Source organism: Micromonospora sp. NPDC047812, assembly GCF_040704175.1.
Classification (GTDB): Bacteria; Actinomycetota; Actinomycetes; order Mycobacteriales; family Micromonosporaceae; genus Micromonospora.
Map to the genome: position 1 here is coordinate 157,953 of NZ_JBEYRY010000006.1, position 22,959 is coordinate 180,911.

Annotated in this window: 19 protein-coding genes; 13 read left to right on the forward strand and 6 right to left on the reverse strand. The window is 75.3% G+C overall.

Annotation, left to right across the window (positions count from 1 at the left end; all coding sequences use genetic code 11):
- Positions 1 to 34 precede the first annotated feature (34 nt).
- The 5 genes from AB0883_RS22615 (at position 35) to AB0883_RS22635 (ending at position 8,410) form a co-directional block, all read left to right on the forward strand.
- Positions 35 to 2,929 carry an AAA family ATPase gene (locus AB0883_RS22615; protein ID WP_366643166.1) on the forward strand — a complete coding sequence of 965 codons (2,895 nt, stop codon included), beginning with the start codon at positions 35 to 37 and terminating at the stop codon, positions 2,927 to 2,929.
- 109 nt (positions 2,930 to 3,038) lie between these two features.
- Entirely contained in the window at positions 3,039 to 3,809 is a 771-nt protein-coding gene (locus AB0883_RS22620; protein WP_366643167.1) for a DUF5995 family protein, read from the forward strand.
- 316 nt (positions 3,810 to 4,125) lie between these two features.
- Positions 4,126 to 4,527 (forward strand): hypothetical protein, encoded by a 402-nt coding sequence (locus AB0883_RS22625; protein ID WP_366643168.1) that lies wholly within the window; start codon positions 4,126 to 4,128, stop codon positions 4,525 to 4,527.
- Positions 4,528 to 4,612: 85 nt separating this feature from the next.
- On the forward strand, positions 4,613 to 6,706 hold the full coding sequence (locus AB0883_RS22630; protein ID WP_366643169.1) for an amino acid transporter: 2,094 nt from the start codon (positions 4,613 to 4,615) through the stop codon (positions 6,704 to 6,706).
- Between the two features lie 174 nt (positions 6,707 to 6,880).
- On the forward strand, positions 6,881 to 8,410 hold the full coding sequence (locus AB0883_RS22635; RefSeq protein WP_366643171.1) for a hypothetical protein: 1,530 nt from the start codon (positions 6,881 to 6,883) through the stop codon (positions 8,408 to 8,410).
- Positions 8,411 to 8,533: 123 nt separating this feature from the next.
- Here the strand turns inward: AB0883_RS22635 and AB0883_RS22640 are convergent, their stop codons facing one another.
- The 6 genes from AB0883_RS22640 to AB0883_RS22665 form a co-directional block, all read right to left on the reverse strand.
- Positions 8,534 to 9,493, reverse strand: a complete 960-nt coding sequence (locus AB0883_RS22640; protein ID WP_366643173.1) for a TIGR03557 family F420-dependent LLM class oxidoreductase — start codon at positions 9,491 to 9,493, stop codon at positions 8,534 to 8,536.
- Between the two features lie 380 nt (positions 9,494 to 9,873).
- A complete protein-coding gene (locus AB0883_RS22645; protein ID WP_091630565.1) occupies positions 9,874 to 10,080 on the reverse strand; it encodes a hypothetical protein in 207 nt (68 codons plus the stop codon).
- Between the two features lie 436 nt (positions 10,081 to 10,516).
- The gene (locus tag AB0883_RS22650) at positions 10,517 to 11,785 is read right to left on the reverse strand and encodes a helix-hairpin-helix domain-containing protein (protein WP_366643174.1); all 1,269 of its coding nucleotides are present in this window, start codon (positions 11,783 to 11,785) and stop codon (positions 10,517 to 10,519) included.
- A 235-nt stretch (positions 11,786 to 12,020) separates the two neighbouring features.
- Positions 12,021 to 13,370 carry an NAD(P)/FAD-dependent oxidoreductase gene (locus AB0883_RS22655; RefSeq protein ID WP_366643176.1) on the reverse strand — a complete coding sequence of 450 codons (1,350 nt, stop codon included), beginning with the start codon at positions 13,368 to 13,370 and terminating at the stop codon, positions 12,021 to 12,023.
- A 13-nt stretch (positions 13,371 to 13,383) separates the two neighbouring features.
- Entirely contained in the window at positions 13,384 to 13,734 is a 351-nt protein-coding gene (locus AB0883_RS22660) for a TcmI family type II polyketide cyclase (RefSeq protein ID WP_121398742.1), read from the reverse strand.
- A 123-nt stretch (positions 13,735 to 13,857) separates the two neighbouring features.
- Positions 13,858 to 14,667 carry a BTAD domain-containing putative transcriptional regulator gene (locus AB0883_RS22665; protein ID WP_366643177.1) on the reverse strand — a complete coding sequence of 270 codons (810 nt, stop codon included), beginning with the start codon at positions 14,665 to 14,667 and terminating at the stop codon, positions 13,858 to 13,860.
- Positions 14,668 to 15,085: 418 nt separating this feature from the next.
- Here AB0883_RS22665 and AB0883_RS22670 point away from each other — a divergent pair, with 418 nt between their 5' ends.
- The 8 genes from AB0883_RS22670 to AB0883_RS22705 all read left to right on the forward strand — a co-directional run bounded on the left by AB0883_RS22670 (position 15,086) and on the right by AB0883_RS22705 (position 22,927).
- The gene (locus tag AB0883_RS22670) at positions 15,086 to 15,424 is read left to right on the forward strand and encodes a TcmI family type II polyketide cyclase (protein ID WP_366643179.1); all 339 of its coding nucleotides are present in this window, start codon (positions 15,086 to 15,088) and stop codon (positions 15,422 to 15,424) included.
- Positions 15,421 to 17,142: an acetyl-CoA carboxylase carboxyltransferase subunit alpha gene (locus AB0883_RS22675; protein ID WP_366643180.1), complete on the forward strand. Its 1,722-nt coding sequence runs from the start codon at positions 15,421 to 15,423 to the stop codon at positions 17,140 to 17,142. Before AB0883_RS22670 ends, AB0883_RS22675 begins: the two co-directional genes overlap by 4 nt.
- Before the next feature lie 140 nt (positions 17,143 to 17,282).
- Positions 17,283 to 17,840, forward strand: coding sequence for a biotin/lipoyl-containing protein (locus AB0883_RS22680; protein ID WP_366643363.1), 558 nt, complete (start codon positions 17,283 to 17,285; stop codon positions 17,838 to 17,840).
- A 14-nt stretch (positions 17,841 to 17,854) separates the two neighbouring features.
- Positions 17,855 to 19,231, forward strand: coding sequence for an acetyl-CoA carboxylase biotin carboxylase subunit (locus AB0883_RS22685; RefSeq protein WP_366643182.1), 1,377 nt, complete (start codon positions 17,855 to 17,857; stop codon positions 19,229 to 19,231).
- Entirely contained in the window at positions 19,231 to 19,956 is a 726-nt protein-coding gene (locus tag AB0883_RS22690; protein WP_366643183.1) for an SRPBCC family protein, read from the forward strand. Before AB0883_RS22685 ends, AB0883_RS22690 begins: the two co-directional genes overlap by 1 nt.
- On the forward strand, positions 19,949 to 20,353 hold the full coding sequence (locus AB0883_RS22695; RefSeq protein WP_366643184.1) for a cupin domain-containing protein: 405 nt from the start codon (positions 19,949 to 19,951) through the stop codon (positions 20,351 to 20,353). The genes AB0883_RS22690 and AB0883_RS22695 overlap by 8 nt, the downstream gene beginning before the upstream one ends.
- Positions 20,354 to 20,408: 55 nt before the next feature.
- Positions 20,409 to 21,683 carry a beta-ketoacyl-[acyl-carrier-protein] synthase family protein gene (locus tag AB0883_RS22700; RefSeq protein ID WP_366643185.1) on the forward strand — a complete coding sequence of 425 codons (1,275 nt, stop codon included), beginning with the start codon at positions 20,409 to 20,411 and terminating at the stop codon, positions 21,681 to 21,683.
- A complete protein-coding gene (locus AB0883_RS22705; protein WP_366643187.1) occupies positions 21,680 to 22,927 on the forward strand; it encodes a beta-ketoacyl synthase N-terminal-like domain-containing protein in 1,248 nt (415 codons plus the stop codon). Before AB0883_RS22700 ends, AB0883_RS22705 begins: the two co-directional genes overlap by 4 nt.
- Positions 22,928 to 22,959: the final 32 nt, after the last annotated feature.

A 22,959-nucleotide genomic window follows, 5' to 3' on the forward strand; every position in this document is an offset into this window, starting at 1 on the left:
GAACGGTGCGGGGCCCTGTGACTAGGCTGCGTCCATGGCCAGCGAAGTGGACACCGCACCACTCGTCGGCCGGGCCGACCTGGTGACGACGGTACGGTCCGTGCTGCTCGACGACGTCACGCAGGGCAACACCGCCGCCGTCTTCCTCACCGGCGAGAGCGGCGTCGGCAAGACCCGGCTGCTGCGCGAGGTGGGCACCCGGCTGCGCGACGCCGGGGCCCTGGTGCTTACCGGCTCCTGTCTGGACATCGGCGACGCGTCGCCCCTGCACCCGCTGCTCCAGGCGCTGCGCCGCCTCGACGCCGAACTGACCGGTTCTGAGCCCCGGACCTCCTCGGCGGTCCGTGGTCTCCTGCGGGTGTTCGCTGAGGAGACCGCCGGCCCGGACGGTGCCGGGGCGCTGCTGGAGCGGGTCTCGCGGGGCCTGCACCTGATCGCCGAGGGGCGGCCGCTGGTGCTCGTCCTGGACGACCTCCAGTGGGTCGACCGGAGCACCCGCCAGCTGCTGCTCTACCTGCTGGCCGGGCTGGGCGACCTCCAGCTGTCGGTGCTCGCGGCGGTGCGGGCCGAGTCGTTGCAGGGCGCGCACCCGCTGCGCAGGGTGCTCACCGAGCTGCGCCGGCTGCGTACGGTGCGGGTGCTCGACCTGGCCCCGCTGGACCGGGCCGGCACCGACCGGCTCGCCGCGGCCGTGGTCGGGCGGGCGCTCAGCCCGGAGGCGGCGGAGCTGGTGTGGCAGCGCAGCGGCGGCAACCCGTTCGTGGTGGAGGAGCTGGCCCGTGACCTGCGCGACGGGCGGGACGGTCTCTCCGACACGCTGCGCGAGATCTTCCTGGCCCGGGTGGACGCGCTGCCGCAGCACGCGCACACCGTGGTGCACGCGGTGGCGGCCGGCGTCGAGCCGGTGGAGCACTGGCTGCTCGCCCGGGTGGTGCGGCTGCCCGAGGACGAGCTGATCGAGGCGGCCCGGGCGGCGGTCGCCCACCGGCTGCTGGTCAGCGCGGACGACGGCTACCGGCTGCGGCACCGGCTGGTGGCCGAGGTGCTGGAGCACGAGCTGCTGCCGGCCGAGCGGGCCGCCCTGCACCGCCGTTACGCCGAGGCGCTCACCGCGGCCCCGGCGGAGCTGCACCAGGCACGCCTGGCGCACCACTGGCGGCGGGCCGGCGAGCCGGCGCGGGCGCTGCCGGCGGCGATGGCCGCGGCCCGGGAGGCCGAGCGGCTGCACGGCTGGGCCGAGGCGCACCGGCACTGGTCGGTCGCGTTGCGGCTGGCCGCCTCGCCGGGCGTCGCGCCGCCGGACGTGGACCGGGTCACGCTGCTCGGGCACGCCGCCGAGGCCGCCCACCACTGCGGCGAGCACGCCCGGGCGCTGGCGCTGCTGGAGGAGTTGGCCGCCGCCGAAACCGACCCGTCGGCCTGCGCGCTGCACATCCGTCGGGCCCGCTACCTGGCCGCCGCCGGCCGGTCGGCGCCGGCGGAGGCGGAGTACCAGCGTGCCCTGGAGGCCGCCGACTGCACGCCCCGGGAGCGGGCCACGGCCGCGGCGCACCTGGCCGAGCTGCTGCTGCACCTCGGCCGCTACGCCGACGCCGGCCGGCGGGCCCGGGAGGCGCTGGAGCTCTCCGCCGACGTGACGGGCTCCACGTCGGAGGTGGTGCTGGCCAGCGCCGCGCTCGGCTTCTCCGAGGCGTACCTGGAGGACCCGGACGCCGGGCTGGCGGTGATGCGCCGCGCGTTGGAGACCGCCGAGCGCTCGGGTCGCCCGGAGGACGTGGCGTGCGCGTACCTGCACCTGGCGGAGCTGCTGACCGGCCCGCTGAACGTCCTGGAGGAGGGCGTCGTGGTGGCCCGGCGGGGCGCCGAGCGGGTGGCCGAGCTCGGCCTGGGCCGCACGTACGAGACCCGGCTGCTGGCCATCGCCACCAACGGGCTGTTCCGGGTCGGCCAGTGGGCGGAGGCGGAGAAGGTCGTCGCGGCGGCGCTGCGGCACCGCCCCTCCGGCGCCGACGCGGTGGAGCTGTTGCTGGCGCGCTGCCGGCTGTCGGTGGGCTACGGCGACATCGAGGCCGCCGACCGCGACCTGGACGCGGTCGCCACGATGCTCGCCGGCGGCGGGGCGCGGCACGTGATCCCGCTGCTCACCCTGCGGGCCGGGCTGGCCATGTGGCAGGGCCGGCACGACCTGGCCCGGCAGGCGGTGCAGCGCGGCCTGACCGAGAGCCGCTCCGACGACGTGGGCATCCTCGCCGCGCTCGTGTGGCACGGCCTGCGGGCCGAGGCCGAGGCGCACGCCGGCCGCACGATCGCCGTGGACGGGACCGCGGTGCGGCGGCTGCGGGAGGTGGCCGACCGGGTCGCCCGCAAGAGCGAGCACGCCGCCCGCCCGGTGCGCGACGTGGTCGACGGTTTCCTGGCGCTGTGCGCCGCCGAGGTGAGCCGCCTCGACAGCAGCGACCCGGAGCTGTGGGCCCGCTCGGTGGCGCAGTGGGACCGCCGGCACCACCCCTACCCGGCGGCCTACTCGCGGCTGCGGCAGGCCGAGGCGCTGCTGGCCCGGCGCAGCCGCAGCGCCACGGCGGCCAAGCTGCTGCGGCAGGCGTACGAGGTGGCGCAGGGGCTCGGCGCGGTGCCGTTGACCTCGGAGATCCGTACCCTCGCCGGCCGGGCGCGGGTGTCGCTTGAGGAACGTCCGGCCACCGGCGGTCCGGCCGCCGGGGCGGACGGCGACGAGCTGGCGTCGTTGACCGCCCGGGAGCGGGAGGTGCTCGCCGCTGTCGCCGAGGGGCTCACCAACCGGGAGATCGGCCAGCGGCTGTTCATCAGCGAGCGCACCATCGGCGTGCACGTCTCGCACATCTTCGACAAGCTCCAGGTCCGCACCCGCGTACAGGCGAGCGCGATCTTCCTACGCAACAAGGGCGACTGACGCGCGGCGGGATACGTCGTTCTACTGATCCGGCCGGCCGTCGCCGGCTGGCAGTCTGTGCTGCGTCGCCGACGGCACGGGGGGTGCCGGGAACCGTTGTGGAGGAGAGATGACCGAACCGGTGTGGGGGCCCGTACATCGGGACATCGTCGATCTGCTCGCCGACCATCCCGCCGACGTGCCGGCGGTGGTGGACCACCTCACCAAGCTCCAGGACCTGCTGGTCCGGCTGCCTCCGTTGGAGGCGAGCTGCCCGCTGGCCGACTTCAACCGGCTGTACCTGACGATCACCGAGAGCGTGCTGAACGGCCTCTACGACGACCGGTTCGCCGACCCGGTCTTCCTGTCCCGGCTCGACGTGGAGTTCGCCGCCCGCTACTTCGACGCGATGCGGCTGTGGACCGACGCCAGCCCGGGCACGCCGAAGGCGTGGGACTGCCTGTTCCAGCGGATGCGCGGGCCGGACGCCCGCCCGCTGCCGTCGGCCGCCGCCGGGGTGAACGCGCACATCAACTTCGACCTGCCGTTCGCGTTGGTGACCACGTTCGACAGCCTGGAGTCGGAGCCGGTGGACGGCACCGACCAGCACCGCGACTACCTGGAGATCAACAACATCTTCGCGGACAAGATCCCCGGTCTGCGGCGCGGCTACCTGGAGCGGTGGCAGCTGCTCATCGACATGCTCAACGGCGACATCGACGACTGGTACCAGGGGGAACTGGTCGAGTACACGCGCGACGTCGCCTGGCGCAACGCGCAGAAGATCTGGCGGTGCCGGCACGACCCGGCCGCCCACGAGTGCGAGCGCGCGCGGCTGGACGACACCGCCGCGGCGCTCGGTCGGTTGCTGCTCTCGCCCCTCGGGGCGTTCCTGCAGTAGCCGTGACGGGGGGTCCCCGCGCTCCGCATCCGGCACCCGGCGGAGCGCGGGGACGCGTCCCCGCCGGATCGGGCCCGTCAGCCGGGGGGCGTCGGGCCCGATCCGGCGGGGACCGTCCGCGGGGGTACGCCGGGGCGGGGAGCGGGGGTTCGCGGGTCGGCCGGCCCGGGGGGTGTCGGCCGGCCCGCACGGGGTACGCCCGCGCCATGAGTCACCCGGCCCGGCGGCCCGCCGCCCGACCCCGTCCCCGGCCCGTCGCCCCGCCCCGTCCCGCCCGACCGGGCGCCGCCCGCCCCACCGGCCGGGGCGGCGCGCGATGACCGGCGGGGCGCACCGGTTCGCGTTCCGCTTCGACCCGGTCTTCCGGCCGGCGCTCGCGCTGGTGGGCGTCCGGCCGGCGACCGCCTGGGTCGCCGTCGACCGGGCCGAGCTGGTGGTCCGGTTCGGCCCGTGGCAACTGCGCACCGCCCGGCGCAACGTCGTCGACGCCGCACCCACCGGCCCGTACCGCTGGTGGCGGGGGATCGGCGTGCGCCTCTCGCTGGCCGACGCCGGGGTCACCTTCGCCAGCAGCACCGCGGCCGGGCTCTGCCTGCGTTTCGCCGAGCCGGTGCCCGCCCTGCTGCCCGGCGGGTGGCTGCGGCACCCCGGGGCGACGGTCACCGTGGCGGATCCCGACGCCCTGGTCCGGGTGCTGGCCGCCCGCGACGGCGACTGAGCCGTCCCGGCTTCACCGTTCGGGCGGGCGGCCGGCCGGCGACCGCCTACGGTCGGGTCAGGACCGCCGAGGGTGGGGACGGGACATGCGTGACGAGCACGGGCCGAGGTCGCGGCGCACGCGTGGTCGCCGGCCGCCGCCCGCCGGCCCGCCACGGGACCTGCGCGCCGCCCGGGACCCGACCCGTCCCGGCGACCGCGCCGGGCGCCCCGTCGCCGTCCCGGAGGCGCAGGCCAGCCCCACCCGGCCCGCCGCGCCGCTGAGCCCGCTGCGCCGGTGGCTGTTCGCGTACCGCGTGCAGCCGGTCGGCCCCGAGGCGGCGGAGGGGCAGACCCGTTCGCACCCCTGGTGGCAGGTCATGTGCCTGACCGGGGTCGACTACTTCTCCACCCTGTCGTACCTGCCCGGGATCGCGGCGGTGGCCGCCGGGGCGCTCTCCCCGCTGGCCACCCTGCTCATCGTCGCGCTGACGCTGTTCGGCATGCTGCCCATGTACCGCAGGGTGGCCCGGGAGAGCCCGAACGGGCAGGGCTCGGTGGCGATGCTGGAGCGGTTGCTGCCGTTCTGGCGCGGCAAGATCTTCGTGCTGGTGCTGCTCGGGTTCGTGGCCACCTCCTGGATCATCACGATCACCCTCTCCTCGGCCGACGCGACCGTGCACCTGCTGGAGAACCCGCACATGCCCGAGGGCGTGGGCGGCACCGGCGTCGCCGTCGGCGTCACCGTCGTCCTGCTGCTCGTCCTCGGCGGGGTGTTCCTGCTCGGCTTCCGGGAGGCGGTCGTGGTGGCCGTCCCGCTGGTCGCGGTCTTCCTGGCCCTGAACGCGCTGATCGTGGCCGACGGGCTGGTGGGGATCGCGACGGACCCGCGGGCGCTGTCGGACTGGACCGCCGCGCTGACCGTCGGTGGTGGCCCCGGCGAGGTGGCGGTGACCGCCGTGCTGGCGTTCCCGCTGCTGGTGCTGGGGCTCTCCGGCTTCGAGACGGGGGTGAGCATGATGCCGCTGGTGGCCGGCGGGGGCGCGGACCGCGAGGCGCGGCTGGCGGCGCGGATCCGCAACACCCGCCGGCTGCTCACCACCGCCGCGCTGGTCATGTCGGTCTACCTGGTCTCGACCACCCTCGTGACCACCGTGCTCATCCCCGCCCGGGAGTTCGAGCCGGGCGGGGCCGCTGACGGCCGGGCGCTGGCGTACCTCGCCCACGAGCGCCTCGGGGAGGCGTTCGGCACCGTCTACGACCTCAGCAGCGTGCTGATCCTCTGGTTCGCCGGCGCCTCCGCGATGGCCGGCCTGATCAACATCGTGCCCCGCTACCTGCCCACCTACGGCATGGCGCCCGAGTGGGCCCGGGCCGTGCGGCCGGTCGTGATCGTCTACACCATGATCAGCGTCGCCATCACCCTGGTGTTCCGGGCCGACGTCAACGCACAGGCCGGGGCGTACGCCACCGGCATCCTCGCCATGATGGTCTCCGCCGCCGTGGCGGTCACGATCTCCGCGGCCCGCCGCCGGCAGCGCGTCGCGGCCGGCGGCTTCGCCGTGCTCACCCTGGTCCTGCTGTACGCGCTCGCCGAGAACGTCATCGCCAAGCCGGACGGCATCGCCATCTCCGCGCTGTTCGTCTTCGGCATCGTGGTCGTCTCGCTGGTCTCCCGGGTGACCCGGACCACCGAGCTGCGCACGGAACGGATCGAGTTCGACGAGCCGGCCCGCCGGTTCATCGCCGAGTCACTCGCGCACGACGGCCGGCTGCACCTGATCGCCCACAAGCGGGCCGCCGGCGCGGTCAAGGAGTACACGGTCAAGGAGCGGGCGCAGCGGGGGATGAACCCCGTGCCCGGCGAGGGCGACATCCTCTTCCTGGAGATCGAGGTGGTCGACCCGTCGGAGTTCAGCCAGGTGCTGCGGGTGCACGGCGTCCAGGTGGGTGGCTTCCGGGTGCTGCGGGCCGGCAGTCCGGCCGTCCCCAACGCCATCGCGGCGATCCTGCTGGCGCTGCGCGACGCCACCGGCGTACGCCCGCACGCGCACTTCGAGTGGTCGGAGGGGAACCCGCTCGGGCACCTGCTGCGCTACCTGATCCTCGGCCGCGGCGACACCCCGCCCGTCGTACGGGAGATCATCCGCAAGTCCGAGCCGGACCCCGCCCGCCGGCCCGGCATCCACGTCGGCGGCTGAGGGGACCTGCGCCCCTTCGTGCCCGTCGAGGTGAATAGTACGCTTATTCATGTTCGACGGACTTGCCCGATTCTCGTCCGTATCGTGACCTTCGGTGGCTGTCGCGACGTCAGCCGCCCCGCGTCCCGTTCGACGCGGCCGTGTCACGCATGCGCGAGAGGCAGGGGAAGCCTGATGACGACGTATCAAGGGGGCCGGCGGGCCGCACCACCCGGGCGGCGGTCGCGGTGGTTCTTAGCCGGCGGCCTCGTGGCGGGCAGCCTGGTGGCGGGGGCGGCCGGCTTCCCGGGTGTTGCCGCCGTCGCCGCCGACCGGAACCTGCCCGCCGCCTCGCCGGCGCTGTGGGCCGACGACCACTCCGGTGAGCGCGACCGCGGCGACGCCGTCGAGGACCGCGACCACGCCCGCGAGGAGCGGCGCGGCGGGAAGGAGGACGGCCGCCCCGGACGGCCGGGCCAGGGGCCCCACGCGGAGGTCGCGGTGCCGTGCGACCCGGCGAAGCTGATCTCGGCGCTGGTCCGGGCCAACGCCGAGGGCGGCGCCCACCTGCGGCTGGCGTCGAAGTGCACGTACGAGCTGACCCACGCCTTCCAGCAGCCCGACGAGTACGACGGCGGGATCCGCGACGCCCGGGAGGCCGCCGACAGCGCCGAGAACCCCGGCGACGCCGAGGCGCCCCCGCGCAACCCGCAGCACGACCGGGCCGGGCTGCCCGTCATCTACCACCCGATCTCCATCCGGGGCGAGGGCGCCACCATCGTCCGGGGTGTGCACGCCGAGGCGTTCCGGTTCTTCACCGTCCGCGACGGCGGGGAACTGACGCTGTCCGACGTCGTGCTCCGCAACGGCCTCTCCGCCGCCGAGGGCGGCAGCATCCACGTCGTGCACGGCGCGTCCGCCGTGGTCGAGCGCACCACGATCGTCGACAGCACCTCCCTCTCGGCGGAGGGGGGCGGTGGCGGGATCTTCAACGACGGACACCTGGTGGTCACCGGGAGCACGTTCGTCGACAACCACGCCGCCGGCACCAAGGGCAAGGGCGGGGGCCTGCTCAACGGTGGCGTGCTGAGCCTGGAGACCTCGCGGTTCCGGGGCAACAGCGCCGTCGCGTACGGCGGTGGCTTCGCCAACTACCGGGGTGCGGCCGAGGTGCACTCGAGCACCTTCGCGGGCAACAACGCGGCGCAGGGCGGCGGGGTCGCCAGCTTCTCGGCCCGTACCCGGGTCGCCGACACGAAGGTGCTGGGCAACACCGCCCAGACCGGCGGCGGCATCGCCAACTCGGACGCGCTGATCTTCCTGCGCGGCCTCGAGGTGCGCGACAACACCGCCACGGGCAACGGCGGCGGCATCTCCACCTTCCAGGGCCTGGTCCCGCTCGACGACAGCGTCGTGTCGGGCAACACGGCGCGGGGCTCCGGCGGCGGGATCCACGTCCAGAAGTCGAACCTCCTGCTGCGCCGCAGCGAGGTCGACCGCAACCACGCCGTCGGCGCGGCGTCGACGGGCGGCGGCGTCTTCGCGTCCCTGGGCCAGGTCTCCCTCTACGCCAGCCGGATCGCCGGCAACGTCGCCATCGTGAAGCCGGGCGGCCTCTTCGTCGACAAGGCCCGCGTCAAGGTCGACGACGAGACCGACATCATCGACAACGAGCCCACCAACTGCGAGGGCAGCAGGGTGCCGGTGGCGAACTGCTTCCGCTGACCGGTCGGCGGATCGTCCCGGCCGGGACGGCCCGCCCCGACCTTGGGGCGCGTCCGGCCGCCCGTCGGCGATCATCGCGATCGCGGCGGGCGGTGCCGGACGCGCCCCCGCGCGTCGGACGGCTCAGCCGAGGGCGCGCAGCCGGCCGGCGAGGTCGCCGGCGAAGAAGTCGAGGAAGCCGTCCGGGTCGGGGCCGGCGTTCTGCAGCACGACGTGGTCGTAGCCGGCCTCGACGTACGGGCGGACGGCCGCCACGTGCGCCTCCGGGTCCGGCCCGACGGAGAACAGCTCCCGGACGTGGTGCTCCTCGACGTACGCGCTCGCGGCGTCGAAGTTGACCGGGTTCGGCAGCTCGCTCATCACCTTCCACCCGGTCACCATCCACCGGCTGGTCTCCAGCACCGCCCGCACGGCCTGCTGGTCGTCGGTGGCCCAGGCCATCGGCACCTCGGCGTAGCGAGGGCCGTCGCCCCCGGCCTGCCGGTAGTGCTCGACGATCGAGGCCTTCGGCTCGGTGACGAACAGGCCGTCGCCGAGTTCCGCCGCCATCGTCGCCGAGGACCGGCCGCTCGCGGCGACCGCGATCACCGGCGGGGTCTCCGGCAGGTCGAAGATCCGGGCGTCCTCCAGGTGCAGGTGCTTGCCCTCGTACGAGCGGTAGCCGCCCTGCCAGAGCAGCCGGATGATCTCCAGCGCCTCGCGGAGCCGCTCGTGTCGGCCCCGTACGCTGGGAAAGCCCTGACCCACCACGTGCTCGTTGAGCCGTTCCCCGGCCCCGACGCCGAGGGTGAACCGGCCGTCGGAGACCAGCGCCATGGTCGCCGCGGCCTGCGCGATGATCGCCGGGTGGTACCGGACGGTCGGGCAGGTGACCCCGGTTGCCAGGCCGATCCGCTCGGTCTTCGCCGCGACCGCCCCGAGCACGCTCCAGGTGAACGACGAGTGCCCCTGCGTGTCGAGCCACGGGTGGAAGTGGTCGCTCATCTCGACGAAGTCGAAGCCGGCCTGCTCGGCCCGGACCGCCTGGCGGATGATCTCCTGCGGTCCGTACCCCTCCGAGGCGAGCTTGTAGCCGATCCTCATGCCGGTGCTCCCGTCCCGTGCGGCGCTGGTGGCGCAACGCCGGTTCCCGCGGCGAGTCCCGACAAACGTCGGGCCGCCGAGGCGGGACCCGGGATACCCGCACCGATGACCCAGCCTCCTAGGATGCCGTACGCGGTGTGGCGCATCGCGCGCGGACCCGGCCCCACCGGTCCGACGCAAACAGACGGACGGCGGGGGAGGGACACGGCCGGCCGGACCGGCGTCGGCGCGGGCGGGACGCGTCTCCGGACACAGCTCGGCCCGCGCCCCGAGCGGGCGCGGGCCGGAGGAGTGCGTCCTACTTGGACGGCTGGCGGAGACGCGTCTCCGGACACGGCTCGGCCCGCGCCCCGAGTGGGCGCGGGCCGGAGGAGTGTGTCCTACTTGGACGGCTGGGGCAGTTCGCAGTCGACCTTCGGGTTGGCCCCGATGTAGTTGAGCGGCCCGGCGACGATGGTCACCAGGATCGTGCCGGCCTCGGCACAGTTCGTGTCGTCGCCGCTGTAGTAGCCGCGCTGCCCGGCGGCGACCGCGCCGATGATCAGCCAGATGACGACCAGGACTCCGAATATCGACGTGCCGCGCATCGCTGCCTCCGCAAGGGTGTGGTGGTTCGAGGTGATGGGCGTTGTACCCAATCGCGACGAACGGCTAACGGTGCCGGGCGCCGAGGGCGCCGGCGCGGCGGACGGCCGACGGGTGGCGGACGGGGCCGGGTCGGCGGCGGGCGAGGGCTGGGGTGGCGGCGCGTGGGACCGGCAGCCCGCCGACCCCGAAGCCGTCCAGCACACGTTGACGCTGGAGAGCACGGAGGCGCGGCCGATCGCCGACCTGCCGGCGCCGGCGGCGGGCCGATGCGCGGTCCTCCGCTCGCGTTGCGGCCCGGAACGCCGACATCGCGGCGCCCGGCGAACGGGGCGCCGCGATGTCGGCGACGGCAGGTCGGTCGTGCGGCGGTACCCGATCCACCCGGGTACCGCCGTCCGGCGCCGACGGGAAGTACGGCAGCCGGGGTGAGGCCGGTCAGGCGTTCGTGCCGCCCACCGGGGTCGGCAGGGCGGCGGCCGCCTCCTGCGGAGCGCCGGCGAGCACCTTCGCCTGCTGCGGCCAGGTCGCCAGGCTCGGCGCGGCCCGCAGCCCGGCCGCCCGGATCGTCTCCCGCAGCGCGGCCTCGTCCAGCTCCGCCAGCTGCCGGTACGTCCGGATGCCGGCCGCCTGCAACGCCGCGGCCATCTTCGGGCCCACGCCCTGGATCCGGCGGAAGTCGTCGGCGGCGTCGGAGTCGGTTGCGGCCGGGGTGTCCACCTCGCCGCGCGGTGCCGGAACGACCACCGGCTCAACCGGTGCGTCGGCCGGCGTCGACTCGGCCCCGGCGGGTGCGTCGGCGGGCGTGGCCGGCTCGGCCGCGGTGGCGGCGGGCGTGGCCGGCTCGGGCGCGGTGGCGGCGGGCGTGGCCGGCTCGGCCGGTGCGTCGGTTGGCTCCGGCTCGACGGGGGAGACGGCCACGGAAACGGGCGCGAGCTTCGGCTCGGTCGGGCCGTCGGCGGTGGGCGCGGGCGCGGTGTCGGACCCGGTCGGGGCGACGGTGGTCGACTCCGGCTCGGTCGGGCCGGCGGTGGTCGGGACGGCTGCGGTCTCCGGCTCGGCCGGGGTCGGGATCGCGCCCGTCGGCGCCGAGGCGACGGCGGCCGGAACGGGCTCAGCCTCGGCGGAGGGAACGGGCTCCGCCTCGGCGGTCGGGACAGGCTCCGCCTCGGCGGTCGGGGCGGAGTCCGCGTCGGCGGTCGGGGCGGGTTCCTCCGCCGGTCGGTGGTCGACGGGGCCGGTCACGTGGGCGGCCACCGGCAGCACGACCTCGTGCTCCGGTCGGGCGTCGGTGGCGGTGTCGGACGGCACGGGGTCGGTGTCGGGCGCCGGCACGGGGTCGCCGGTCAGCGCCATGTCGGCCGGGTCGACGTCGTCGGCCCGGGACGCGTCGGCCGCGACGACCGTGGCCGGCGGGGTGTCGGTGCTGCGCGGGTCGGCGTCGGCCCCGGGCGCGGCGGGGACGCGGTCGGCGACCGCGTCCGGCGCGGGGTCCACGGTCACCTCGGGGCGCGCTTCGTCCAGGGTGGCGACGGGAGGCGGGTCGACCACCACGGCGGTCATGCCGGCGACCGGGTCACCGTCCACCATGGGGGAGCCGTGGGTGGCGGCCGCCGCGTCCTGCCGGCCGCGCCAGAACCAGCCGCCCGCCAGACCCACCACCAGAGCCACGATCAGTATCAGCCAGTGCCCGAAAGACCACGCCACGGCAAACCTCCCTATCGTTCACGTCCGGAAACCCGCGAGAAAAACTCGCCGCAGCTTCGCACACGCCCGATGACGCCGACAGGCTGGACCGGGTGCCGACCGTGGCGGCGCAACGGGTCGCGACGGGCGGTGTCCCTCGGGGTGACGGAGGGTCGCCGTCCCCACGTCCGCGCGGTCAGGCGGGTACGCGGAAACCCCGGCGCCCACTGGCGGCGCCGGGGTCCCGGTCGGACGGTCAGTCCTCCTCGCCCCGGTAGCTGTAGAAGTCGTCGACGAACCGGCGCGCCAGGCGGGGCACTCGGCTGGTGACGCCGAAGTAGCCCCGCGCGCCGAGCAGCGCGAGCCGGCCGACGACCGGCTTGTACATCCGGTCGTCCCCACTGGTGCCGCTGCGGTTGAGCGAGTCGGCGACCCGAGCGAACCCGTACGGCACCATTGCGGCCTCGTAGTCGGCCACCGCCTGGAGCAGCGTCTTGTCGCCGGTGGCGGCCAGCCGCAGTTGGCGGCAGAGCAGGGCGGCGTCGCGCAGGGCCGTGTTGGCGCCCACCCCGCGTCCCGGCGTCATCGTGTGGATGGCGTCGCCGAGCAGGGTGACGGTGCTGCTCTTCCAGGGCGGCACCGGCTCGCTGGTGGCCACCTTGATGGGCAGGGCGCTGCCCGGGTCGCTGCGGGCGAGCAGTTCGCGCAGATCGGGGTGCCAGTTGCGGGTGAGCCGCAGGGCGAGCAGGACCAGGTCCTCGCCGCGCAGCTGCATGACGTCGGGCGGAAACCGGCGGGCCGTGCTCCAGACGACGAGGTTGATGTTGTCGCGGGTGTTGTCGTGGCGCAGCCCTGGCCAGCCGCGCAGCAGCTCGGCGTCGGCGGGATCGACGCCGGGTTTGAGCGCGCCGTCGCGGTCCCACTTGAACTCCATCACGTGCAGCACGCCCATCATCCCGCCGGTACCGAAGATCAGCGAGATGCCCTGTTCGATCCGCTCGGGCAGCAGCCCCCGGGTGTGCGGGGTCAGCGGGATCCGGGTGGCGATGTTGATGGTGCCGGCGTCGCGGGTGACGGCGTGCGGCAGGTACTGGCGGCGTACCGCCGAGTGTGTGCCGTCCGCGGCGACGAGCAGGTCGCCGGTGGCAGTGCTGCCGTCGGCGAAGTGCGCGGTCACGGTGCCGTCGTCGCGCTGGTCGTACCGGATGAAGGCCTTGTCGAAGTGGACGACGTCCTCCATGCCCGTGAGCAGGACCTGGCGCAGGGTCATCCGGGCGACGGACCGTTCGGTGTTCACCGGGTCGGTGTCCGGCCGGAGCGTGAACGAGGCCGTGCGCCGCATGCCCTGGGTGATGACGTTGAAGTAGCGGGGAGAGCGGGCACAGGTGGCGAGGTAGACGTCGAACAGGGCGGGTGGCAGGCACTCGCGCAACGCGCGGCTACCGGTCGGTCCGATGCCGACCCGGTAGCCGAGCAGCCCTTCGCCGCGGGTGCGGTACCGCTCGTAGACGGCGACGCTGATGCCGGCCCGGCGCAGGCCGTGCGCCAGGCACAGCCCGCCCGTGCCGGCCCCGACGATCAGGACATGGGGTGGTCTGGAGGACATGGCGACCGCCCGTTCAGCCGGCTGGCTGCGACGACGCCGCCGCGTCGGCGGCGTCCCACCGGTAGAAGCAGCCCGCGATAGCGTCGCGCGGCGAGCGCCAGGTCGGCAGGTACGGCGTGGTGTGCGCGGACAGCCGCTCGTTGACCTGGCGGTAGAGCGGGTGGTTGCGGGCGTCGGCCAACGCGTCCGGGGCCACGTCGGCGGTCTCCATCAGGTGTACGCACAGGTCGTGCAGGCAGTACAGGGACCGGTGCCGGACCCCGGTCAGGGCGGGCAGTTCGGTCGCGTCGGACTCGGCGAAGATCTGCGCCACGCGTCCCTCCGCGCCCGGGATGATCCTGCTGACGATCAGAAGACGGCTCATGGGACCCCTCTCGTCGGTGGCGCTCCGCGAGCACGTCGGAGACCACGGACTGCTGTGCGGCCCACCGTGCCCCGACGACTGTCACCTGTCCGTCACTCGCCCCGCCGCGGCGGTGACGCCGCCTCAGCGCGCGTGGGGCGCGATCCGGGTGGACGGCGCCCGGCGGGGCCCGGCCGGGGCGGTGCGGGTGGCCTCGCGGATCGGCGCGAGGGTGTCGTCGAGCAGGGCGGTCATCGCCGCCGAGGGCTCCAGCCGCAGTTCCCGCAGCAGCAGGTCGCGGTAGACGTAGAAGGCGTGCACGGCCTCGAAGGCGTTGCCCTCGGCGAGGTGGATGCGGACCACCAGCCGGTGCGGCGTCTCGCGCAGGGGTTCGGCGGCCATCGCCTCCAACGCGGCTTCCAGGGCCGCGCCGTGGCGGCCCGCCGACAGGTGCTGGCCGGCCAGTTCCTCCAGCATGTGCAGGCGCAGCTGGCGCAGCCGCTCCCGGTCGGCCAGCACCCAGTCGTCGTACCAGCCGGGGAGCAGGTCGTGCCGGCCGGCGGCGAGCGCGGCGGCGGCGCACGGGTCGTCTCCCTCGCGTACCCGCGCCGCCGTGCCGACGAGCGCGTCGACGTCCACCCGCACGACCGGGCCGAGGGAGACCGTGTCGCCGGAGGTGGTGATCGGGCAGCAGGGATCCTGGCGCAGCCGCCACAGCGCGGTCCGCAGGGAGGACAGCGCGCGGTCCTCCGGCGTGTCCGGCCAGAGCAGGCCGGCCAGGTTGCTGCGGGTGGCGCCGGGGCGCAGCCCGATCAGCGCGATGACGCGTTGCAGGCCGCGCGGCACCACGACCGGGGTGTCGCCGTGCAGCAGCCGGAACCCGCCCAGCAGGTGCAGGGAGATCTCGGCGTCGGCACGGCAATCGGTGGTCGGCGTCGATCGATCAGCGGCCACGGCGGCACCCCCTGCGGAACGCACGTCCCGACTCGTCTGCTGTCCCCGGCGCGGCTGCCCATGACCCCACTGTCGGATCGCTCCGCCGCGGCACGGCGTCGCACACCGCGGCCGCCGGGCTGACCGTGACGAAGATTATCAATTGTGGTCACTCTCGGTCAATATCCTGTGCAGGATCGCGCTTGCCTGTCGGCGTCCCACGAGAACCCTTCCTAACTGCGGATAGTCCACGTCGGATGATCGGTGGCGCACAGCGGATGCACAGGTGGCGTCAACGCAGCGTCACGGAAGCTGCGTCGCCGCCCGGCGGTCGCCGGTGACGCCGCCGTGACGCCCGGGGCCGGATCGTGTCGCCAGTCGTCCGGCTCGGCCGGTGCCGTCGTCACCGACGCCGGATGCCGTGGAGGGAGGCCCGTGCATGGACCGTTCGCTGATCGTCGCGAAGGTGGTGCCGAGCGCCGAGGCGCGTGTCGCCGAGATCTTCGCCGAGTCCGACGCCACCGAACTGCCGCGCCTGGTCGGTGTCCGGCACCGGTCGCTCTACCGGCTGGGTGACCTGTACGTGCACCTGCTGGAGACGGAGGCGCCGGGCGGGAGAGCGGTCGAGGCGGCCCGGGGACACCCCGAGTTCGCTCGGGTGAGCGCCCGGCTGCGGCCGTACGTGTCGCCGTACCTGCCGACGTGGCGGGAGCCGCGCGACGCGATGGCCCAGTGCTTCTACCGCTTCGACGCCGCGCCCGTCGGGCGGTCGTCGTGACCGCCACCGCGCCCCGCGAGGGGCAGCTCTGGTCCCGCTGCGGCGGCTGCGCCACCCTGCTGTACCGCAAGCGGCTGCGGCGCAACCTCGACGTCTGCCCCGAGTGCGGGGCGCACGCCCGGGTCGACGCGCCCGAGCGGCTGCGCCAACTCGTCGACCCGGGGTCGTTCACCGCCCTGCCGGAGCGGCCGGCCGAGGTCGACCCGATCGGCTTCGTCGACCTGCTGCCGTACCCGCACCGGCTCACCGCGGCGCGGGCCGGCACCGGGTTGGACGAGGCGGTCGTCTGCGGTACCGCCGCCGTCGGGCGGCATCCGTGCGTGCTCGCCGTGATGGACTTCCGGTTCCTCGGCGGCAGCCTGGGCTGCGTAGTGGGGGAGCTGGTCACCCTGGCGGCCGAGCGGGCCCTGGCCGACGGGGTTCCGCTGGTCCTGGTCACCGCCTCCGGTGGGGCGCGGATGCAGGAGGGCGCCCTGTCGCTGATGCAGATGGCCACGGTCAGCCAGGCGATCGCCGGGCTGCGGGAGGCCGGCCTGCTCACCGTCAGCGTGCTCACCGACCCGACGTACGGGGGCGTGGCCGCCTCGTTCGCCACCAACACCGACGTGCTGCTCGCCGAGAGCGGGGCGCGGATGGGCTTCGCCGGCCCCCGGGTGATCCGGCAGGTCACCGGCCGGGACCTGCCGGAGGGCTTCCAGACCGCCGACTTCCTGCTCCGGCACGGCCAGGTCGACATGGTGGTGCCCCGGCACGCCCTGCGGGGCCGGCTGGTGGCGCTGCTCGCCGCCGCGCGGGCCGGGCGGCGGCCGGCGTCGCGTCCCGGCGTACCCCGGCAGGAGCCGTCGCCGCTGGTGGCGCGGCCGGCCGGCGGGACCGCCGCCACGACGGCGCCGGGCCCGGACGGCGACGCCTGGGAGACGGTACGGCTGGCCCGGCACCCGGGCCGTCCGACCACGCTGGACTACCTGGAGACGGCGTTCGACGGCTTCGTCGAGCTGCACGGCGACCGGCTCGGCGCGGACTGCCCGGCCGTGGTGGGCGGGCTGGCCCGGCTCGACGGGCGGCCGGTCATGGTCATCGGGCACCAGAAGGGCCACACCACCGCCGAGCTGGTCGGGCGCAACTTCGGCATGGCCAGCCCGGCGGGGCACCGCAAGGCGCTGCGGCTGATGCGTCTCGCCGCCCGCCTCGGCCTGCCGGTGGTCACCCTCGTCGACACCCCCGGGGCGGATCCCGGTGTGCGGGCCGAGGAACAGGGCCAGGCCGCGGCCATCGCGGAGAACATCCTCGCCCTGACCGTGCTGCCCACCCCCGTCGTCGCCGTGATCACCGGCGAGGGCGGCAGCGGTGGTGCGCTGGCTCTCGCGGTGGCCGACCGGGTGCTCATGCTCCAGCACGCCGTCTACTCGGTGATCAGCCCGGAGGGCTGCGCGGCGATCCTCTGGCCGGACCGGGGCGCCGCGCCGCAGGCGGCCCGCGCGCTGCGGCTGACCGCCCCCGACCTGTGCCGGCTCGGGATCGTCGACGACCTCGTCCCCGAGCCGGCCCCGGCCGCCCACCACGATCCGCAGGCAACGGCCCGGGCGCTGCGCGAGGCGGTGCTGGCGCATCTGCTGCCGCTGCTCGACGTGCCGCCCGCCGCGCTGGTCCGGCGCCGGCGGCAGCGCTTCCGGCGCTTCGGCGCCGCCCGCCTCGGCGCCCGGGCGGGTGCCCGGTGAGCGCCGGCGGCATCCCGGTCGACGCCCCGCCGGCGTCGCCCGGCACGGAGGCGACGACCGCCGTGCGGCCGACGCCCGGCACGCGGGCCGCCCCCGACGCGCACCCGGCACCCGACGCGCATCCCGCCCCCGCCGGGCGGGTGGCGCGCGACGTGGAGCCGGCGTCCGGCGGGCAGGTGGCGTGGGACGCGGAGCCGACGTCCGGCGCGCAGGTGGCGTGGGACGCGGAGCCGGCCTCCGGCGTCGCGGCGGAGGCGGGGCACGGGGTGGACGCCGTGCTGGCCGGGCTGCGGCGGCACGCCCGGCACCTCGTCGCCGAGCTCGCCGGCCCGCTGCGGCGGGTGCGGCTGCGCAACGGGGACACGGTGCTGGAGGTGGAGTGGCACGACGCCCCCGCCGGCGCCGCGCCCGCGGCGGCGCCCCCGGGGCCCCCGCCGCCCGTCGCGCCACGGCCCGACCGGTACGCCGTGCGCTCGCCCATCGTCGGCACCTTCTACCGCGCGTCGGAGCCGGGCGCCGCGCCCTTCGTCGCCGTCGGCGACCTGGTCCGTCCCGGACAGGTCGTCGGCATCGTCGAGGCGATGAAGCTGATGAACGAGGTGACCGCCGACCGGGGTGGCCGGGTCGTCGAGGTCCTCGCCGCCGACGGCCACCCGGTCGAGTACGACCAGCCGCTGGTCGCGCTGGATCCGGTCTGAGGGGGCGGGCCGCGATGTTCGAGAAGGTGCTGATCGCCAACCGGGGGGAGGTAGCCCTGCGGGTGCTGCGTGCCTGTCGCGAGCTGGGGGTGCGTACGGCGGTCGTCTACTCCACGGCGGACGCCGACTCCGCCGCCGTGCGCCTGGCCGACCAGGCCGTGCGGATCGGGCCGCCGGCCAGCCGGCGCAGCTACCTCAACGCGGCGGCGATCGTGGAGGCGGCCCGGCAGGTGGGCGCGCAGGCGGTGCACCCCGGCTACGGCTTCCTCTCCGAGGACGCCGACTTCGCCGAGATCTGCGCCGACAACGGCCTGATCTTCATCGGCCCGCCGCCGGAGGTGATGTCCGTGCTGGCCGACAAGTCCTCGGCGCGGGCGCTGATGCGCCGGGCCGGGCTGCCCCTGCCGCCGGGCAGCGTCGCGCCGGTGCCCACCGCCGCCGCGGCGGCGGAGGTCGCCGCCGAGGTGGGCTATCCGGTGATCGTCAAGGCGGCGGCCGGCGGCGGGGGCCGGGGCATGACGGTGGTCGCCACCCCTGCGGAGCTGCCCCGGGCGTACGCGCGGACCCGGGCCGCCGCCCAGGCCGCCTTCGGCGACGACCGGGTGTACGTGGAGCGGTACCTGACCGGTGCCCGGCACGTCGAGGTGCAACTGCTGTGCGACTCCCACGGCAACGGCGTGCACCTGGGCACCCGGGACTGTTCGGTGCAGCGCCGGCACCAGAAGCTGGTGGAGGAGGCGCCGGCCCCGGCACTGTCGGCCGGCACCCTGGAGGCCATCGCGGAGTGCGCCCTGCGCGGCGCGCTGCACGCCGGCTTCACCGGCGCCGGCACCGTGGAGTTCCTCGTCGACCCCGACGAACGGTTCCACTTCCTGGAAATCAACTGTCGGATCCAGGTCGAGCACCCCGTCACCGAGATGATCACCGGGATCGACCTGGTGCACGAGCAGCTGCACATCGCCGCGGGGGTGCCGCTGCGCTGGCGGCAGGAGGACGTCCGGTCGCACGGGGTCGCCATCGAGTGCCGGGTCAACGTGGAGGACCCGGACCGCGGCTTCGCGCCGACGCCCGGCCGGCTGGAGCGCTTCGTCCCGCCCGGCGGCCCGTTCACCCGGGTTGACACGCACGGCTACGCCGGCTACCTGTTCGGCCCGCACTACGACTCCCTGCTGGCCAAGGTTGCGGTCTGGGCACCGGACCGGGAACTCGCGCTGAACCGGTTGGAACGCGCCCTCGACGAGTTCGACATCGCCGGCCCCGGGGTCCGCACCACCATCCCGTTCGTCCGGCGGGTGCTCGACGACGCCGGGTTCCGCAAGGGCCGCTACTCCACCGGCCTGGTCGAGCAGTTGCTCGCCGGCCCGCCCGACGCACACCACAGGAGGCTCTGATGACCGTCACCCATGGCCGTCCGCTGACCGCTGAGATCACCGACATCCTGGTGGCCAACTGCGGGCTGGACGCCGAGGCCGCCGCCCGCGCCCCGGCCGCGTCCCTGGAGGAACTCGGCATGGACTCGCTGGCGCTGCTCGAACTCTCCGCCGTGGTCGCCGACCGGTGGCGGGTGCAGATCCCCGAACAGGCCGGGCAGCTCAGCATCGCGGGTGTGGCCGAGCTGGTCGGCCGCCGCGCCGGGACGCCCGGGCACACGGAGAACAGCGTCCTCATCGCCGCGCCGCTGTCGCTGGTGTGGGACGTCACCAACGACGTCGCCAACTGGCCGCAGCTGTTCACCGAGTACGCCCGGGCGGAGATCCTGCACCGCGACGGCGACACGGTGCGGTTCCGGCTCACCATGCACCCCGACGAGAACGGCACGGTGTGGAGCTGGGTCAGCGAACGCACCGCCGACCCGGTCACCCGGCAGGTCGACGCGCGGCGGGTGGAGACCGGGCCGTTCGAGTACATGCGCATCCAGTGGCGCTACGACCAGGAGCCCGGCGGGACCCGGATGACCTGGGTGCAGGACTTCGCGATGAAGCCCACCGCGCCGGTGGACGACGCGGGCATGACCGACCGGATCAACGCCAACAGTGCGGTGCAGCTCGCCGTCATCAAGGAGAAGATCGAGCGGCTGGCCGGGGCCGACCGGGCGACGGGAGCCGGCGGTGAGTGAGCGGACCCTGCGGCTGGTCGCCGCCGCCGACGTCGCGCCCGACGGCCGCCGCGGCGGCGAGCTGCGGGTGCTGCTCGGCCCGAAGACCGTCGGCAGCACCTCGGGTTTCATGGGGGTGGCGACGCTGCGCCCGGGGGAGCGGATCGCCGAGCACTACCACCCCTACAGCGAGGAGTTCCTCTACGTGGCGCGGGGTGCGATCACCGTCGACCTGGACGACGAGCCGGTGCCGCTGGCCGCCGGAGAGGCGCTGTTCGTGCCGCGCAACGTCCGGCACCGGCTGCGCAACACCGGGGACGAACCGGCCGAGGTGGTCTTCCACCTCGGACCGCTGGCGCCCCGGCCCGAACTCGGCCACGTGGACACCGAGCTGGTCGAACAGCGGGGCAGGCCGTGAGCGCGAGGAGCGAGCCGGGGTTGCGAGCCCCGCAGTCGCGAACCGAGGTGTCGCCGTGAGCGGGCGCCGCACGGTGGTGACCGGCGTCGGGGTGGTCGCCCCCGGCGGCGCCAGCCGGGACCGGTTCTGGAAGACCGTCACCGAGGGGCGTACGGCGACCCGGCGGATCACCTTCTTCGACCCCTCGCCGTTCCGCTCCCAGATCGCCGCCGAGTGCGACTTCGACCCGGTCGCCGCCGGCCTCACCGCGGCCGAGCGGCAACGCGCCGACCGGTACGTGCAGTTCGCCCTCGCCTGCGCCGCCGAGGCCGTCACCGACTCCGGCCTGGAGCTGACCGACGCCGAGCGGGACCGCGCCGGCGTGGTGCTCGGCACCGCCGTCGGCGGCACCACCGCCCTGGAGCAGGAGTACGTCACGGTCAGCGACGCCGGCAGCCGGTGGCTGGTCGACGCCGGGCGTGGCGGCCCGTACCTCTACCAGGCGCTCGTGCCCAGCAGCCTCGCCGCCGACGTGGCGTGCCGGCACGGGCTGCACGGCCCCGCGCAGGTGGTCTCCACCGGCTGCACCTCCGGCATCGACGCGATCGGGTACGCCCACCAGCTCATCGCCGACGGTGAGGCCGACATCGTGCTGGCCGGGGCCGCCGACTCGCCGATCTCCCCGGTCACCGTCGCCTCCTTCGACGCGATCAAGGCGACCAGCCCGGACAACGACGACGCGGCGCACGCCTCCCGCCCGTTCGACGCCGACCGGCACGGCTTCGTCCTCGCCGAGGGGGCGGCCGTGCTGGTGCTGGAGGAGGCCGGGCACGCCCGGCGCCGCGGGGCGCACGTCTACTGCGAGGTGGCCGGCTACGCCAGCCGCAGCAACGGCTACCACATGACGGGGCTGCGGCCCGACGGGCTGGAGATGGGGCTGGCCATCTCGGCCGCGCTGAAGCAGGGCCGCATCGCCCCCGAGCAGGTCTCCTACATCAGCGCCCACGGCTCGGGCACCCGGCAGAACGACCGGCACGAGACCGCCGCGTTCAAGCGGGCGCTGGGGCAGGCCGCGTACCGGGTGCCGATCAGCTCGATCAAGTCGATGGTCGGGCACTCGCTCGGCGCGATCGGCTCGATCGAGATGGCCGCGTGCGCGCTGGCCGTGGAGTTCGGCGTGGTGCCTCCGACGGCCAACTGGAGCACCCGCGACCCGGAGTGCGACCTGGACTACGTCCCGAACGAGGCGCGGGAGCTGCCGGTCGACGTGGCGCTCTCGGTGGGCAGCGGGTTCGGTGGTTTCCAGTCGGCGATGGTGTTCCGCCGGCTGCCGGGGCGGGTGCTGCCGTGACCGCGCGGGCCGTGGTGACCGGCATCGGCGTCGTCGCGCCCAGCGGGATCGGCGTGGACGCGCACTGGCGTACGGTGCTCGCCGGCACCCGCCGCACCGGACCGATCACCCTGTTCGACCCCGCCGGCTACCCCACCCGCCACGGCGGGGAGGTGCCCGACTTCGACGCCGGCGCGTACGCCGACAACCGCCGCCTGGTGCAGACCGACCGGTGGACGCACCTCGGCTTCGCCGCCACCCGGCTGGCGCTGGCCGACGCCGGCCTGCCCGAGCGGGCCCCCGACCCGTACGGCTACGCCGTGGCGCTGGCCAGTTCCTCCGGCGGGAACCTGTTCGGGCAGCGGGAGCTGCAACGGCTCTGGGGCGGGCCGTCGCGCACCGTCGGGGCGTACCAGTCGATCGCCTGGTTCTACGCGGCCAGCGTCGGCCAGCTCTCCATCCACCACCAGTTCAAGGGCCCGTGCGGGGTGCTGGTCGCTGAGGCCGCCGGCGGACTGGACAGCCTGGCGCACGCCGCGCGGGCGGTGCGCCGGGGCACGCCGGTGGTGATCGCGGGGGCGACCGAGTGTCCGCTGAGCCCGTACGCCCTGGCCTGCCAGCTGCGTTCGGGGATGCTCAGCGACGTGGCCGACCCGGAGCGGGCCTACCGGCCGTTCGACGCCGCCGCCAGCGGCTACCTGCCCGCCGAGGGCGGCGCGGTGTTCGTGGTGGAGGAACTGGGCCACGCGCTGTCGCGGGGCGCCCGCGTGTACGGCGAGGTGACCGGCTGGGGCGCCACCCACGACGCCGTCCACACCGGACCGGACTCCGCCGGCGACCCCGGGCAGTACGCCCGCGCCATGCGGCTGGCCCTGGACCGGGCGAGTGTCGGCGCGGAGACGGTCGACGTGGTGCTGCCCGACGCGCTCGGCGTGCCCCGCTACGACCGCAGCGAGGCCGCGGCGCTGCGCGCCGTCTTCGGCGACCGGCCGCCCCCGGTGAGCACCCAGAAGCCGCTGACCGGCCGCGCGCACCAGGGCGGCTCGGCGCTGGACGTGGCCACCGCGCTGCTCGCGTTCGGCCACGACACGCTGCCGGCCTCCGCCGGGCCGGACGAGGTGGCCGAGGGCTGTGAGCTGGACTTCCTGCGGGAGCACCGGCGACCGCGCAGCCGGCTGGCGCTGGTCTGCGCCCGCGGCTTCGACGGTTTCAACAGCGCGCTGGTCCTGCGCGGGGCCGCGCCGCAGAGGAGAGTGACGCCGTGAGCGAGCAGGTCACCGGTACGACCCCCGTCGGG